The sequence below is a fragment of the Lactobacillus kitasatonis DSM 16761 = JCM 1039 genome, from assembly GCF_000615285.1.
GTDB classification, from domain to species: domain Bacteria; phylum Bacillota; class Bacilli; order Lactobacillales; family Lactobacillaceae; genus Lactobacillus; species Lactobacillus kitasatonis.
Genome location: NZ_BALU01000010.1, coordinates 22869 through 37928 on the forward strand (window position 1 = coordinate 22869; position 15060 = coordinate 37928).

Annotated in this window: 15 protein-coding genes; 5 read left to right on the forward strand and 10 right to left on the reverse strand. The window is 38.4% G+C overall.

All coding sequences use genetic code 11. The annotated features are described in order from the left end of the window. Window positions 1–93 precede the first annotated feature (93 nt). Window positions 94–666 (forward strand): DNA-3-methyladenine glycosylase I, encoded by a 573-nt coding sequence (locus tag JCM1039_RS07150; RefSeq protein ID WP_025015237.1) that lies wholly within the window; start codon window positions 94–96, stop codon window positions 664–666. A gap of 47 nt (window positions 667–713) precedes the next feature. Here the strand turns inward: JCM1039_RS07150 and phnE (JCM1039_RS07155) are convergent, their stop codons facing one another. The 5 genes from phnE (JCM1039_RS07155) to JCM1039_RS07180 all read right to left on the reverse strand — a co-directional run bounded on the left by phnE (JCM1039_RS07155) (window position 714) and on the right by JCM1039_RS07180 (window position 4879). Further along, a complete protein-coding gene (gene phnE / locus JCM1039_RS07155) occupies window positions 714–1526 on the reverse strand; it encodes a phosphonate ABC transporter, permease protein PhnE (RefSeq protein ID WP_005718366.1) in 813 nt (270 codons plus the stop codon). Continuing rightward, window positions 1526–2317: a phosphonate ABC transporter, permease protein PhnE gene (phnE, locus tag JCM1039_RS07160; RefSeq protein WP_005721698.1), complete on the reverse strand. Its 792-nt coding sequence runs from the start codon at window positions 2315–2317 to the stop codon at window positions 1526–1528. The genes phnE (JCM1039_RS07155) and phnE (JCM1039_RS07160) overlap by 1 nt, the downstream gene beginning before the upstream one ends. Continuing rightward, window positions 2317–3090, reverse strand: coding sequence for a phosphonate ABC transporter ATP-binding protein (gene phnC / locus JCM1039_RS07165; RefSeq protein ID WP_005718362.1), 774 nt, complete (start codon window positions 3088–3090; stop codon window positions 2317–2319). The genes phnE (JCM1039_RS07160) and phnC overlap by 1 nt, the downstream gene beginning before the upstream one ends. A 30-nt stretch (window positions 3091–3120) precedes the next feature. Continuing rightward, window positions 3121–4050 (reverse strand): phosphate/phosphite/phosphonate ABC transporter substrate-binding protein, encoded by a 930-nt coding sequence (locus JCM1039_RS07170; RefSeq protein ID WP_025015238.1) that lies wholly within the window; start codon window positions 4048–4050, stop codon window positions 3121–3123. A gap of 343 nt (window positions 4051–4393) precedes the next feature. Beyond that, window positions 4394–4879, reverse strand: a complete 486-nt coding sequence (locus tag JCM1039_RS07180) for a universal stress protein (RefSeq protein ID WP_025015239.1) — start codon at window positions 4877–4879, stop codon at window positions 4394–4396. A 144-nt stretch (window positions 4880–5023) separates the two neighbouring features. Between JCM1039_RS07180 and JCM1039_RS07185 the strand changes: the two genes are divergently transcribed. Further along, window positions 5024–5827, forward strand: a complete 804-nt coding sequence (locus JCM1039_RS07185; protein ID WP_025015240.1) for a tyrosine-protein phosphatase — start codon at window positions 5024–5026, stop codon at window positions 5825–5827. 3 nt (window positions 5828–5830) lie between these two features. Here JCM1039_RS07185 and JCM1039_RS07190 read toward each other — a convergent pair whose 3' ends face one another. Further along, a complete protein-coding gene (locus JCM1039_RS07190; protein WP_025015241.1) occupies window positions 5831–6334 on the reverse strand; it encodes a PTS sugar transporter subunit IIA in 504 nt (167 codons plus the stop codon). Window positions 6335–6454: 120 nt separating this feature from the next. Here JCM1039_RS07190 and JCM1039_RS07195 point away from each other — a divergent pair, with 120 nt between their 5' ends. Next, window positions 6455–6931: a nucleoside 2-deoxyribosyltransferase gene (locus JCM1039_RS07195; RefSeq protein ID WP_013436989.1), complete on the forward strand. Its 477-nt coding sequence runs from the start codon at window positions 6455–6457 to the stop codon at window positions 6929–6931. A 395-nt stretch (window positions 6932–7326) separates the two neighbouring features. On the opposite strand, the gene nagA is transcribed toward JCM1039_RS07195, so the two are convergent. After that, window positions 7327–8481, reverse strand: a complete 1155-nt coding sequence (nagA, locus tag JCM1039_RS07200; RefSeq protein WP_025015242.1) for an N-acetylglucosamine-6-phosphate deacetylase — start codon at window positions 8479–8481, stop codon at window positions 7327–7329. Between the two features lie 154 nt (window positions 8482–8635). Here nagA and JCM1039_RS07205 point away from each other — a divergent pair, with 154 nt between their 5' ends. Together JCM1039_RS07205 and JCM1039_RS12255 are read left to right on the forward strand one after the other, a co-directional pair. Further along, window positions 8636–11650, forward strand: coding sequence for a glycoside hydrolase family 31 family protein (locus JCM1039_RS07205; RefSeq protein WP_025015243.1), 3015 nt, complete (start codon window positions 8636–8638; stop codon window positions 11648–11650). A 55-nt stretch (window positions 11651–11705) separates the two neighbouring features. Next, window positions 11706–11834: a helix-turn-helix domain-containing protein gene (locus tag JCM1039_RS12255; RefSeq protein ID WP_155831150.1), complete on the forward strand. Its 129-nt coding sequence runs from the start codon at window positions 11706–11708 to the stop codon at window positions 11832–11834. Window positions 11835–12285: 451 nt separating this feature from the next. On the opposite strand, the gene JCM1039_RS07210 is transcribed toward JCM1039_RS12255, so the two are convergent. From JCM1039_RS07210 to JCM1039_RS07220, 3 genes are read right to left on the reverse strand one after another with little or no spacing between them, the layout of a single operon-like run. Continuing rightward, entirely contained in the window at window positions 12286–13107 is an 822-nt protein-coding gene (locus JCM1039_RS07210; protein ID WP_025015244.1) for an alpha/beta hydrolase, read from the reverse strand. Next, complete coding sequence (locus JCM1039_RS07215; RefSeq protein ID WP_025015245.1) at window positions 13079–13864, reverse strand: YibE/F family protein; 786 nt, start codon at window positions 13862–13864, stop codon at window positions 13079–13081. The genes JCM1039_RS07210 and JCM1039_RS07215 overlap by 29 nt, the downstream gene beginning before the upstream one ends. Then, window positions 13861–14994, reverse strand: a complete 1134-nt coding sequence (locus JCM1039_RS07220; RefSeq protein ID WP_025015246.1) for a YibE/F family protein — start codon at window positions 14992–14994, stop codon at window positions 13861–13863. The genes JCM1039_RS07215 and JCM1039_RS07220 overlap by 4 nt, the downstream gene beginning before the upstream one ends. Between the last annotated feature and the right edge of the window lie 66 nt (window positions 14995–15060).

A 15060-nucleotide genomic window follows, 5' to 3' on the forward strand; every position in this document is an offset into this window, starting at 1 on the left:
TTTCATGCATAAAAATAAAATTTCTTAGAAAAAAACGCCTCTTTTTTGCGTAATAAATAGTGTAAGGTAAAAATATAGATTGAGGAGCAAAAGATGAACGATCAAATTATTAACCGTTGCCCATGGGGCGATGTCAAAGACAAGACAATGCAAGAATATCATGACCACGAATGGGGCAAGCTCAACTTAGATGAGAAATATCTCTATGAAATGCTGGTGCTAGAACTTTTCCAATCTGGTCTGAGCTGGAGCACGATTTTGCATAAACGAGAGAACTTTAGAAAGGCATTTAAAGACTTCGACGTGGAAAAAGTAGCGCAAATGACTGATTATGATGCGGGGATGCTTATGCAGGACAAAGGCATCATTCGCAATCATTTGAAGATCAATGCCGCTATTAAAAATGCCCGTGCAATTTTGTCAGTAAAAGAAGAATATGGTAGTTTCGCTAAGTACTTGCAAAACTTTATTCCAAGTCAGATCATGCATCATCCCGAAACCGTCGATGATGTTCCCGCTTCAAATGAATTATCCAAGAAAATTTCTAAGCAAATGAAAAAAGACGGTTTCTTCTTTGTGGGACCAGTTATTGTTTATTCATATTTGCAGGCGATTGGTTTAATCAATGACCATCTAGAACGTTGTGATTTTAAATACCGAGCATGAAAAAAAGAGTGAAGATAAATCTTCACTCTTTTTGAGTTTATCAACGATTAAACTAATTTCTTACGGATCCAACCTGAGATCCAGTCAATGATAACAACCATAATGATGATACCAAGCAAAATGATACCTACACGGTCCCATTGACGATATTGAAGTGCAATGATCAATGGATAACCGATACCACCGGCACCTACCAAACCAAGGATAGATGCGGAACGAATGGAAACATCAAAACGATACAAGGTGTTAGAAATCAAAGCTGGCATCAAGTTAGGCATAGTTGAAAACATGATTACGTGGAACTTAGAACCACCGGCTGCAATAACAGCTTCGTTTGGCCCTTCTTCCAAGTTTTCAATAGCTTCCGAGAACAACTTGGCAAGCATACCAACTGAGTGGAAACCTAATGCCAAAACACCGGCTGCAGAACCAGGACCCACGGCCTTGATGAACATCAAAGCAAGAACAATTTCAGGGAATGAACGGATAATTGCCAAAACAATTTTACCGATTCTTGAAGTGTACCAATGCTTGTGCTTGGTGTGAGCTGCCCAGAAGGCAAATGGCAATGAAATAATTGCGGAAATGAATGTACCTAAGAAAGCGATACAAATGGTTTGCCACAATTGTGAGACCAAGTCTTCACCTGAGCCATTGTAAACATAGCTCCAGTCAGGATGGAAAATACCTGAGAAGATTGCACCGGCAATTTGACCAGCAGTGGCTTTAATACCACCGAAGTTAATACCAGTACATGACCAAACAATAATTACGATAGTGGCAATTGCAATTAGCCAATGTGCAACTTGTTTCTTACGGTCAACGGGTTTAGCGGGTAATTTTTTCATTGTAGTATCCATTATTTCATTAACGCCTCCCGTGACTTAGATGAAACGTAGTCGATCAAGACAACAACTACGATAATAACGATGATGATCGTACCAGTTTGAGCGTAATTGAAGACCTGCAAAGTTTGTTGCAAGTTCAAACCAATACCACCGGCACCGATATAACCAAGGACTGTTGATGCTCTGACGTTGATTTCAAATGCATATAGAACATATGAAATGAAGTAAGTGATAATTTGTGGCATAACTGCGTAATGGATAATTTGCAATTTGTTTGCACCTACGGCAGTCAAAGCTTCAATTGGACCTGGATCAATTGTTTCGATTGCTTCGTAGAACAACTTAACAACCACACCAAAGGTGAAGACTGCTAAAGCCAAGATACCAGCAACTGGACCGATACCTACGATAGCTACGAAGATCGCACCAAGAAGCAAGTCGGGAATGGTTCTGACAATGTTCATGATCACACGAAGAATGCCAGTCACAGCCTTGTTCTTAACGATGTTACGGGCAATCAATAATGAGTAGATAAATGCGACAACAGATCCAATTACCGTACCCAAGACAGCCATCTTGATGGTTTCAATCAACTTAGGCCAAACAACGTTCAAGTAGCTCCAATCTGGATGAGACATTTGAATAAAGATGTCAGCAAATTGGTTCCAGTTTTCAAACAAGACACTAATGTGCGTGTTAGTAACATTGATTGAAATAAATAGTCCTGCAATCATGATGATTGTCCAAACCAAGTTCATTACTTTGAACTTACGCTTAGGCAATTGATTTACTTGTTCAGGCATTATTCATCCTCCTCGCTGCCGTTACCACCATTGTAAATATTAGTGAAGACAGACTTAGGAGTATCTTTCATCTTGCCATCGTAAACTACTTGACCAGCACGGATACCGATTACTCTTTCACCAAATTGTTGTGCAAGTTCGATACTGTGCAAGTTAGCAACTACGGTCATGCCGTATTTTTCATTAAGCATCTTCAAGTCATTCATGACTCTCACTGAAGTCTGTGGATCAAGTGATGCAGTTGGTTCATCAGCCAAGATGATCTTTGGATTTTGCATAAGCACACGTGCAATAGCTACACGTTGTTGTTGACCACCTGATAACTCGTCAGCACGTGCATAAACTTTATCGGCCAAATCAACTTGTTGTAAAGCTTCATAAGCCTTTTGTTTATCTTCTTTACTGAATAAGTTAAAAGTAGTCTTCCAAGTTGGGTAGTAAGCTACGCGGCCTACCAAAACATTGCGCAAAACACTAGAACGCTTAACCAAGTTAAAGTTCTGGAAAATCATTCCGATATCGCGACGTAATTTACGCAAATTCTTGCCTTTAGCACTTGTAATTGATTTGCCGTCAATCAAAATATCGCCTGAAGTAATATCATGCAAATGATTGATTGAACGTAGCAAAGTTGACTTACCAGCACCAGACAAACCAACAACTACTACGAATTCACCTTTATTAATAGTTAAGTTGATGCCCTTTAAACCTACAGTACCATTGTCGTAGATCTTGGAAACATCTTTTAATTGAATCATTGGCTTATCTGCCATTTAATCGTCAAACTCCCTTAATTAAATTTATTATTTCTTAGTTGATTCAACGATCTTGTCGTATTTACGGATAACGTTGAAGTCACTATCTTTTGCGTATGCGTAACCTTCGTGGCTATATACGCTTTCGATAACTTTCTTACCTTCCTTTGACTTAGCTACAGAGATGAATGCCTTAGCAAGCTTCTTACGGAATGACTTAGACATACTTGGAATTACTGAGATAGTGTCGTTAGGAATTGGCTTAGTAAAGTAAATTGGAACAACTTGACTCATGATCTTTGGGTTGTCCTTCTTAACGATGTTACGTGCATCTTCAAAGACGAAGGCTGCATCAGTATCGCCGTTTAATACGTTCAAAACAGCTTGGTCGTGACCAGTAACAGTAACTAACTTACAACTCTTAGTTACGTCCAAACCCTTTTGCTTAAGTTCAGCAACTGGGAATACGTATCCAGCAGATGAAGTTGGGTTTTGTACTGAAATTGACTTACCCTTTAAGTCTCTCCAGTTCTTGATCTTTGAACCCTTCTTAACAAGGATTTCTGCACGATAGCTCTTTACTAATTGGTTGGTTGCTTTACCACCTGGTTGCTTAACACCGTAACGTTCAGCTTGCAAAAGCAAATCGGCTGCGCCTTGCTTGTGAGCTAAAACATAACCATCTGGTGGAAGGAAACCTACATCAACTTTCTTTGATTTCATAGCTTCCACAACGGTGTTGTAGTCAGTTGACATAGAAACGTGAACTGGGATACCCAATCTCTTTGAAAGCATCTTTTCAAGAGGCTTTGCACGAGCTTGCAACTTAGTTGCAGCTTGACTTGGTACAAATTGAATAGTTAATGACTTTGGGGTATAACCACCCTTAGAACTATTACTCTTGTTTGAACATGCAGTTGCAACTACTGCTACAAGAAGTGCAACTACTGCTACCAAGATTCTTCTAAATCTTTTCATTATGTCCTCCATAAACATAAATACACAGTGATAAAACAAACTACTCTACATCACAAAAAAAGACTTAATTACGGGTCGCCAAAGGCGATCAATAATTAAGCCTAATTAATGACGTTTCTAATAACTAAACGAACAGAAAAAACGTCTTTACTAGCGAAAGACACATCCTTTGCAATAAATTGTTCTGATTGCATAAACATTATCTTTCACTCCCCTTTTTCGTTCCCACGTTCATTTGATAAAATAATACCAGAAACATTCGTGTTCTATCAAGGTATTTTGCAACTTTTTTCAAAAAAATAATCGCCAATGAATTTAGAATCATTTGGCGATTATTCTTATATTAGTTCTTTTTCATAGTTGGCTTAAGAGGATTGTTTCCCATATCGGTTTTAACAATCAAAACATCAGCTAAAGCATGTTGGTTTACGTATTCAGTAACTGAACCCATCAACATTCTTTCAACTGCATTCAAACCAGTAGCACCCATCACAATTAAAGTATTGTGGTGGTCCTTAATGAAGTCGTAAGAAATAATGCGCTTAGGACTACCATAACGAATGTGGTAATCAACATCATCGAAATTGAAGTTGTCATGAGCCCATTTCTTTAAGCTCTTCAAGTATTCCTCAGAGTCTTGGGTCATTTGATAAATGGTGTCGCCAGAAATTAAAGTATCTTGCATTTCACCCATAAATTGACGTGTATCAATTACGTTCAACACATCAACGTGAGCGCCATCTCTTTGGCCAACTCTAACAGCCTTGTCAAAAGCTCTTTCAGCTGATTCTGAACCATCTACTGGAACTAAAATGCTTTCTTTTGCCATAATTTTCATCTCCTAAAAATGCATTAATACTTAATTCTTATTTTAGCATAATTTTGTAAGCTGTTACTTTTTTAATAATTGTTTGGGATAAGTTTTGTTGGTAAAATATTGTTCATGAACAAATTAAGGAAAGGGGAGCAATTTTTGACTAAAAAATTAACTAATCAATTGATCGGCGTTACCAGTGGTCGTAACTTCCGCGAACTTGGAGGTTACGAAACAGTTTCTGGCAAAAAGATCAAAATGCATAAATTGCTTAGAACTGGTAACTTAGCTGATCTTTCACCATTTGATAAACAATTTTTGACCGATTACGGTGTTAAATACGATGTCGACTTCCGTAGTAAAGAAGAAGTTGATAATCAACCAGACCGTGTCCCAGACGGCGTAGAATACATTTACGATCCTGTTTTCAGTGAAGACTTAACCAATTCATCCAAGAGTTTAACTGACTTAAACAAGCAGGCTCACGACGATGCGGACTTTGGTTTCAACCACATGCACTATGCATATGAAGACATGATTGAAAGCGAATCAGCTCAAAAGGCCTACCGTAAGTTTTTTGATGTCTTACTTAAAAATGATGTTGATGGTGAAAGTGTAATTTTCCACTGTACTGCCGGTAAAGATAGAACTGGTTTTGGTGCCCTACTTATTCTTAGCGCACTAGGCGTGCCTTTTAGTACTATTAAGCAAGATTACCTTTTAACCAACATCACTACTAAGGACTTCGTTGACAGTATGATTGAACATGCTCGTCAAAATGGTCGAAACGAAAATGTGTTGCAATCTATTCGTGATATTCAAAGCGTGCGTCCAGAATACTTGGTCCACGCAGTCAAAGTTTTAAACGACGAATACGGCAGCATCAACGACTACTTACGTGATGTAATGAAGCTTTCAAGCGTCGACATCATGCAATTACGTGATATTTACTTAGAAGACTAATTTTTAGTCTTCTTTTTCTTTATCCTCAAACTTTTGTTTCAAAAAGGCATATATTGCGTGCGGATCGGTAAAGTTAAATACTTCGCGCAATTCATTGGCTGGCGTATCAGCTAAAAAGTCCATGACGCTAGCTAATAATTCGGCTTGGCCATCAGGATCATTATCCAAGAGCATGAACAAAAACTTTACTTCAAGTGGTTGAGTCGGATTGATCATATTATGAAAAACGACAGGATGAACTAATGAAACTGGAACAATCAATCTGGTATTAACAAACTCACCTTCTGTGTGGGGAATGGCGATATTAGGAATATTTTTACCCAAGGTTGAAGTGTCTAAGCCAGTAGGAAAATTGTGTTCACGATCAATAATGTGAGATAAAAAGTTGCCCTTTACATAGCCTTGTTCAAGCAAATTGTCATAGATTTCTTTTAACACTAAATCTTGCTTAGGTTGGTCTGAAACAAAGATAGCATTAGGTGCGAAAAGTTTTTTTGAATTAGTCATTGAAATTTCCTCTCTAAATGTGGAATTAACATTTTCACCATAAGTTAACAAGACGTTTTTTTCAACAAAAAAGATGATAAAGTTAACTTAATAGTTGTTTATTTTTTTAGGGAGAAAACGATGACAAAAACAAAGACTTTATATTTCGGTGCTGGTTGGTTCAACGAAAAGCAAAACAAAGCTTACAAAGAAGCCATGGAAGCTTTAAAGAAGAACCCTACTGTTGACTTGGAAAACAGCTACGTTCCACTTGATAACCAATACAAGGGCATTCGTGTAGACGAACACCCTGAATATTTACACGATATCGAATGGGCATCTGCTACCTACCACAATGACTTAGTTGGTATTAAGTCTTCTGACGTAATGCTTGGCGTATATTTGCCTGAAGAAGAAGATGTTGGTCTTGGTATGGAACTTGGCTATGCTTTATCACAAGGTAAATACATCTTGCTTGTTATTCCTGATGAAGACTACGGTAAGCCAATCAACTTGATGAGCTGGGGCGTTTGCGACAACGTAATCAAGATCAGCGAATTGAAGGACTTCGACTTCAACAGACCTCGCTTCAACTTCTACGATGGTGCCGTATATTAATTTAAAAAATAAAAAAGACAAAATAAATGACCCCTCGCAATTTCACTTGTATTGCGAAGGGTCACTTTTTATTAGAATTAATCATGTATAAATATCTTTCTACTACAGATTACATACATCATTCTTCAAGCGACTGCCAAGTTATTCATTGTTTTATGCCCACCTCACAAGGTCCGGACCTCTTATATAAACTATTCGTCACTTGGTGAGAAATTTATTACTGTTCAATTTACAATGCCCATCGGTATCACAAACCTTTCAACTAGTAATTATTTTTCTCTTCACCAATAATATACCACCTTTTCTCCAAAATTAAAAGCGCTTACATAAAAATATTTATAAAAAAATGACTTTAGATTTCTAACGCCATTTTTCTATCTTTTTAATTGTGTTAATTAAGCCTTGTATCTTGATTCACCATTCATGTAGGTTTCACTCAAAGTCATATCAGGGTTCAAGATCAGGAAGTCGGCATCTTTATCTGGAGCAATAGTACCGCACTTGTCCAAAATGTGAGCACTCTTAGCTGGAACATAGCTGGCCATCATAACTGCCTTTTCTGGAGTTGCGATGTTCCAGTCAACAACGTTCTTGATAGCTTGCTTCAATTGCAAAATTGAACCAGCTAAGTTGTCACCTTCCTTAAGACGAGCCATCCCGTCTTTTACGTAAACTGGAAGTTCACCCAACATGTAGTCGCCGTCTGGCATCATACCAGCTTCCATACAGTCAGTAATCAAAGCAATGTGTTCTGTACCTACTGCATTGATCAAAGCTCTAGCCATTGATGGTTGAACGTGGTGACCATCACAGATTAATTCATCAGTTACATTATTCAAAGCCATTGCAGCGTTTGAAATTGATGGAGTGTGGTGACTTGGATCTGGCATCCCGTTATAAGTGTGAGTAAACATAGTTGCACCAGCTTCAACGCCTTCAACTGCTTCTTCAAAGGTTGCACTTGAGTGACCTAATGCGACAACTACGCCTTCCTTAACAGCTTCACGGATAAATTCCTTTGAGCCCTTTCTTTCAGGAGCCATAGAAATCTTGCAAAGCATACCGTCTGAAGCCTTTAACCACTTGTTAAATTCGTTGATGTCTGGATCCATCATGTACTTAGGGTTTTCAGCACCAGCGTGTTCTTCAGTAAAGAATGGTCCTTCAAAGTGAATACCTTGAATCTTGGCACCAGTTTCTTGACCCTTGTGGTCTGCGAACATCTTACAGATTCTAGTTAAAGTGTCACTACCTGCAGTGATGGTAGTTGGAAGCCATGAAGTTACACCTGCACTAAGAAGACCATTAGAAATCTTATTAATGCCTTCCCAGTCGCTCTTCATGACATCTTCACGAAGTGAACCGTGGATGTGAGTATCAACTAAACCTGGAGCAACCCACTTGCCCTTATAGTCGACAATCTTACCTTCTGGCTTTTTAGATTCAGGATAGAAGAAACCAAACTTGTCGTTGTCTTGAACTTCAAGGTAACCGCCATTTTCTGTTCTGTTTTCTAAGAAAAATTTATCTGCATGAATGTAATAAGTCATATGTATCTTCTCTCTTCAAAAATAATAATCGCTTTCAATATCTTTATTATATCCGATAAAATTGGTCAATACCAGTTTTAATATATTTGAACAAAAAGTTTTCTGTTTTTTAGTTATAATATATGGTAACAAGTAAAATTAGGAAGAAAGCAATATGACACAAAATACTCAAATAGAAAGACACCAATTAGGTCAGCTCATCGGTGCTAATAAACGTGATCATTATTATGAACTCCATTATTCCACTGGAGAAGTTGCTCGTCTTTATATTTTAGCTGACGGGATATTCCGTTATTTCCTTGATCCTGCTAAAAATTTTGATGAGAATCACTCTTCTTTTGTTGACCTGGCTCAATTTGATAATAGTTACTTTGAAAAATCTAAGCCTAAGGCTACTAGTGATTCGTTAATTATTCAATCCGGCAATTATCAGCTTATTTTTCAGCAAAAACCAGCCGTAATGAATATTTTTGATGAGACTTTGCACCGCAATCGCGTAATGCAGCTTAGTCCGCTTGAATTAGATCAAAATCAAACAACTGAGATTTTGAAGCAACATAAGAATGAATTTTATTTTGGTGGCGGGATGCAAAATGGCTACTTCAGCCACAAGGATCAAGTCATCGAAATCAAGCGCGACAAGATTACTGGTAAGGGCGGCGTGTTAAGCCAAATCCCATTTTTCTGGGCTAACTCTGGTTTTGGTGAATTGCGCAACACTGAATCAACTGGTAGCTACGACTTTGGTAAAACTGAAGCTGATGCTGCTATCTTGAAGCATAATACTAACGTATTTGATACCTTCTATCTTTTGGGTAATTCTCCTAAAGATATTTTGGCTAAATACTACACTTTGACTGGTAAGCCATTGATGCCACCTAAGTATGCATTAGGCTTGGGTCACATCGGTAACTTTTTGACCACGCTTTGGCAACCTGGTGAAGCTAAGGAAAGAAACGCCACCGTCTTTGAAGATGGCAATTACTACACTAGAACTGATAATCCAGAAAATTCTAACGGCAAGGCTTCCTTGAACGGTGAAGAAGAATACCAATTTTCTGCTCGTGCCATGGTCGACCGCTATGAAAAGCAGCACTTCAAGTTAAGCTGGATTGTGCCTAACTACGAGATTCAAGACGTTAATCCAGAAGCGATGACTAGCTTTAGCGATTATGCTTCTAGCCGTGATGTTAATGCCGGTGTTTGGAGCGGGGATGAAACACCTAAGACAGCTCCAGATACTACCTTTATTCAAACTACCAGCAGCAATCCTAAGACTTTAAAGGACGATGCAATTATTTTGCGCGACAACTTAAAGCGCAAGCGTCCACTTATTTTCTCAAATACAGGAATTGCTGGTAGCCAAAGCAGAACTATTTTGGCCTTTGGTGATACTGGCGGCAACTGGGAAAACATCCCAACTCAAGTGGCAGGCTTCTTAGGCTCTAGTCTTTCAGGTCAGCCTTTAATTGGTAGTGCAGTTGACGGAACTGCTGGCGGTGGTAATGCTCAAATCAGTATTCGTGACTTCGAATGGAAGGCATTCACTCCACTACTCTTCAATTTGGATGACCAAGGCAAGTTCAGTAAGACTCCATTTGCTTATAACAGCAAGATGACTCAAATTAACCGCGCATATTTGAAATTACGTGAACAGCTTCAAACTTACATGTACACGTTAATTTACTGCGCACAAGTTGGCGAACCAATCATGCGTCCACTTTTCTTGGAATTTCCACATGAACAAATTAACTACACGCCTCAAGCAGGTCACGAATTTATGCTTGGACCTAACTTGCTCATTTCACCAATTGTTAACGGACGTGAAGATGGCAATGGTAATTCTAGAAAAGACAACCTTTATTTGCCTAACCACCGTACAATGTGGATTGATTTATTCGATGGTAAGAAATACTTGGGTGGCCGTGTTTACAACAAGCAGTCTTACCCATCTTGGCACTTACCAGTCTTCGTTCGTGGCGGTTCAATCTTTGACTTGGGTGAACGCAACTACGTCCTTTACCCACAAGGCCACAGCAAGATGGTTACTTACGATGACAATGGTTACAATGATTACTCAAGAAATCATGTTTCTACTCAAATCAGCAGTGATCTTGAAGCAAGCAAGTTGACCATTACGATCGATCCAACTCAAGGTGATTTCAGTACTTTCCAAACAGAGAATACGACTAACTTGAACATCATGTGCGATGGTTACCCTGATGGTTTAACCGTTAAGATCAATGATCAAGTCATCAACATGCAAGAATATGGCACAGTTGATACTTTCGCCCATGCAAAGGAAGGTTTCTTCTTCAATACCAACTACAGCTGGATGCCAGAATTTGATCAATACCAGGAAAAGAAACAAACAGCTTTGCAAATTAAGTTGGCTAAGCGTGATATTACTGATTCTAAGATCGAAATTACTATCCGTAACTTCAGATACGGTAATGAAACTTTGGTTCACGCAATTACCGACTCTTTGCTTCGTTCACCAAAACAACCAACAGTTGATCCAGACAAGATTAGCTCACACTCATTGACGGTTGTTTGGCCACAATTAACTGACAAGGTTCAAATTGAAGTTAATGGTATTTTGCATGACGGTATCGATGGTAGTTCATTCACCTTCCATGAATTGGTACCAAATACTCGCTACACATTGCGTTTACGTTATGTCGCAGGTAATAAGGTTTCTGAATGGTCAGATCCATTTGGTGCAATTACTAAGCCAGATCCAATGAATTATGCGATTAACCACATCAACGTCACTAGCAACTTAACCAGTCAAAAAGATCATCCACTTGAGTATTTGACTGATTTGAAACTGGCTAGCGAATGGGCAACAGTTAATGGCGTAAGTGAAGATGAACCGCTTGAATTGAACTTCAAGTTTAATCAATTAGAGCATTTGAGCCGCATGGTTTGGGTACCTAGAAAGATTGATCATCAAGGTGATCCGGTTGAAGTTAGCGTTGAAACTTCTACAGATGGAATCAACTTTAAACCATATGGTGATCGTCTTACTTGGAAGTCTGACAGCAAGAATAAGGTTGTCGGCTTGCGTGATGTGGCTGCTAAGGCGATCAGATTGAAGGTTTACAAGTCATCTGGTCCATTCATTGCATCTAAGGAAGTTATCTTCTTTAGAGAAAAGAAGGATTAATAAGAAATCAAATAGGCTCTCATGATGAGAGCCTATTTTTACTTAAAAATACATTATGAAAATATCAGAAGCATTACGAAACTACAGACAAGAAATTGGATTATCACAAAAAGAATTTATTGGAGATATTATTTCTGCAGCACAATATTCTCGAATAGAAAAAGGAACACAAGAAATTAATTGAGACTGTAAAATGTTTTGTGTAAGGATGGATAATTCCTTACTTAACCTGGTCCTAATATTGTCCTAATAAAGTAGATGAATTTTATGCATAATCATGATATTTATCACGCAATTCTAAAAAATCGGAAAATCAATCGCATAATTTTACCAATCGAAGCAATTTACTGCGTTTGGTTAGCTATGACTTTAGTTTTTAATTTTAAATGGTTCGCCTATTCTATTGATACACAATTTGTGTTGATCAGCCTTTTCTTTTTTATTGGATGGATATTTAATCTAATTAAGAAAAGAAAATCGCATAAATCAAAACTAAAATAAAAAATCCTCAGTTGATTATTAATCAGCTGAGGATTTTTTGGCTTCTCTTATTTTCTTTTCATGTATCTCTTGCTAGTATCTTTCAAATAGAAAAGCGCCTGTAAAGGCGCTTTAGCAAATTATCATAACTTAAATTATTCTCCCCACTCACTTTTCAGCCATTCCATTGCTAAATTAAACCAATGAGCGGCGTGCGGATTTTCTTGCCATTCACGACCCTTAGTTTGTACATTATGACGTGCCAAAGAAAATCCATGATAGCCGTGATTAAACAAATGTACTTCAGTTGGGACTTTATTCTTATTCAATGCACCAATATATTCAATTGAGTTTCCGATCAAAACAACTGGATCATCCCATGCCTGGAAGATAAATGTATTTGGTGTTTCACGTGTAACACCTAATGCACTATCCAAAAGGTCCTTCTCTTCTGGCATCTTATTCTTTTGATCTTCTGGAATAGGAAAACCAATCTTTTCAATATTGATTAGTGGATATCCCAAAATCGTCTTATTAGGTAATACATCATCTTTTTCAAAACCGTATTTTTTTTGATACAAAGGACTAGTTGCCATATTGTTGGCTACACTGACAACATGTCCACCAGCTGAAAAACCAATTGTCAAAATGCGTTCAGGATCTAAATTATATTCTTCCGCATGATCTCTAAAGAACTTTACAGTTGATAAAACATCAAGACCCGCATCAGGATAAATCTTGCCCTCATCGTGCACTAAGTTATATTCCATCACGACACTATTGAAGCCTTCATTGTTAAAGGCTAAAGCAACCGGCTCACTTTCTCTTTGAGACAAGTGTTCAAAGCTGCCGCCCGGAACCACGATTGCTAAAGGACGTTTTTGTTCCACTAGCTCCGGATTTTGATCCAGTACGTAAGTATGAATCTTGAATTCACGCTTATTAAAATTAGTTAGTGTCAGATTTTCTATCTTCATGTTTCAGTCCTTTCTTGCTCATCCCTCTAGATAACATAAACGATGAAAGAGGTACTGTTAATATAACCCCAATTAAAGAATACATGATAATTAATGCTTCATTAACAAAAAGTTTTTCATTAACGACTTCACCTGGTGTGTAACCTAAACGGAAATACCACAAGAATAGTGACAAGAAGCTGCCAAACATCCCGAATAAAATAGTGTTCATGGCAGTACCTAAAACGTCGTTACCAATCGCCGTTCCACTATTCATCAACTCTTCTTCACCAATATCAGGATTGTGCTTTTTAATTTCAAGCAAACCTGAACTCATAGCTACAGCCGCTTCCGCAATTGCACCTAACGTTGAGAAGATAGCCACAGTCACTGCAATCATTGGATAGCTCAACCCCGGCATCTGTGACAAACCTACTAGCAGCTCTCCAGCTTCTGGTCCAAGCCCTGCGGCTTGTGCCAAGTACTGGCATCCCCAGATGAACAGACTAATAATCAAGCAGACCAAAAAGGCTGAATAAAATGAGTTCTTCGCTACAGTGTAATCGTGTGTTCCTAAGAAAATGATCGTCACAAGTTTTAACGGAATAAAGATCAACGTCAAAATCGCAATATTGATTCCCCATGAGATCAGCATCGCTACCAAAATTAGCAGCAAGGTGTTAATTAAAACACTGAAGAAACTACGAATTCCAGTTTCACCGCCGACAATCGTCATCAAAATCGCCAAAACGATGATTAATGCCATCAGCGTACTCATTTATTCTCACCTTCTTTTTTAAACAAACTCTCCCAATCTCGATCCTTCAAGAAGAACAAACTGCATCCCGTCGCAAAGATAACCGTCAGCACGATCCCGATCGCAGAAATAACACTCTGTGTGGCTCCTAGTGACAGCGTAAAGCCAAAAGTAGAAGCTAAGGTATTGTTATCCCTCAAGTACAAAATCGTCTCAGGCAAAGCGCCAGCGATGAAGATCAAAACCAAGACATTGATCAATGGCCCCATGATTTCCTGTCCCATGGTTCGACCACTCTGAATCAATTGCTTCATTGTGATATCCTTCTTTGTTTGAATCAATTCATACAAACTAGAAATGATATCAGTGGCTTCATCCATTACCGCACCCAAAATTCCGATTAAGGTTTGGGCTAAAAACAGTCCGCGTGGGTCCTGCGTTGCGTAGTCACCAGTTTCATACTTCATTTCAGATTCGCCAGTTAATCTCATGATGGCATAGCACAAGGCAAAGGAAACAAATACCCCAAGTAAGGTTGCCAGCCACGTAGCCAGCATCTTTTTATTAAGTCCTTGCACAGTCAAAAGACTCACAAATGAGAAGATAATATCAGCTAGTCCAAACAACAAAATGATGTGTGAACCGTTCAAATGAACATCCCAGACAATGATCAAATAGAAAATGATCCAACTGATTATCATAGAAACAACCAGTGAAATAAAATGCTTACCTGACACAGCCACCATCAAGGTCAAAGTAATCGTAACTACTAAAACCAACACCCAGTCTCGTTTAGGATTTACGATTGCCGGATCACCTTTTTTGATGTTAACGAAAATTCGTTGATGCGCACGATATTTTTGCGTCGTCAGCTGTGAAGGATAGTAAACATTCTTTGTGGTGTACGTCTCACCCTTGTGCTTACCTGACAAAACCTTTAAATGCAAAATTTGTTGTCTTGTTTGATCCTGATTTTTATAAACGTCTTCGTTTTTCTCAATCAGCGTATCTTTAATTTGGTTATCCGTAATAACTGCAACTTCATCCTTGTGATAGATATCCGTCGCAAAGTAGGCCAAAACCGTAAAGATTGCTCCCACTATTGCAACGATAATCGCTGCAGTGTAGCGTTTTTTCCATTTATGTTCCATTATTACAACTTCCTATTTATTTTATATGTTTACTGTAGAACAAAAGGCGGCCTAATGTTAGGTCGC

Coding starts and splice junctions, on each gene's coding strand:
- JCM1039_RS07150 (WP_025015237.1), top strand. CDS start 94: ATGAACGATCAAATTATTAACCGTTGCCCATGGGGCGATGTCAAAGAC.
- phnE (WP_005718366.1), bottom strand. CDS start 1,526: ATGGATACTACAATGAAAAAATTACCCGCTAAACCCGTTGACCGTAAG.
- phnE (WP_005721698.1), bottom strand. CDS start 2,317: ATGCCTGAACAAGTAAATCAATTGCCTAAGCGTAAGTTCAAAGTAATG.
- phnC (WP_005718362.1), bottom strand. CDS start 3,090: ATGGCAGATAAGCCAATGATTCAATTAAAAGATGTTTCCAAGATCTAC.
- JCM1039_RS07170 (WP_025015238.1), bottom strand. CDS start 4,050: ATGAAAAGATTTAGAAGAATCTTGGTAGCAGTAGTTGCACTTCTTGTA.
- JCM1039_RS07180 (WP_025015239.1), bottom strand. CDS start 4,879: ATGGCAAAAGAAAGCATTTTAGTTCCAGTAGATGGTTCAGAATCAGCT.
- JCM1039_RS07190 (WP_025015241.1), bottom strand. CDS start 6,334: ATGACTAATTCAAAAAAACTTTTCGCACCTAATGCTATCTTTGTTTCA.
- JCM1039_RS07195 (WP_013436989.1), top strand. CDS start 6,455: ATGACAAAAACAAAGACTTTATATTTCGGTGCTGGTTGGTTCAACGAA.
- nagA (WP_025015242.1), bottom strand. CDS start 8,481: ATGACTTATTACATTCATGCAGATAAATTTTTCTTAGAAAACAGAACA.
- JCM1039_RS07205 (WP_025015243.1), top strand. CDS start 8,636: ATGACACAAAATACTCAAATAGAAAGACACCAATTAGGTCAGCTCATC.
- JCM1039_RS12255 (WP_155831150.1), top strand. CDS start 11,706: ATGAAAATATCAGAAGCATTACGAAACTACAGACAAGAAATTGGATTA.
- JCM1039_RS07210 (WP_025015244.1), bottom strand. CDS start 13,107: ATGAAGATAGAAAATCTGACACTAACTAATTTTAATAAGCGTGAATTC.
- JCM1039_RS07215 (WP_025015245.1), bottom strand. CDS start 13,864: ATGAGTACGCTGATGGCATTAATCATCGTTTTGGCGATTTTGATGACG.
- JCM1039_RS07220 (WP_025015246.1), bottom strand. CDS start 14,994: ATGGAACATAAATGGAAAAAACGCTACACTGCAGCGATTATCGTTGCA.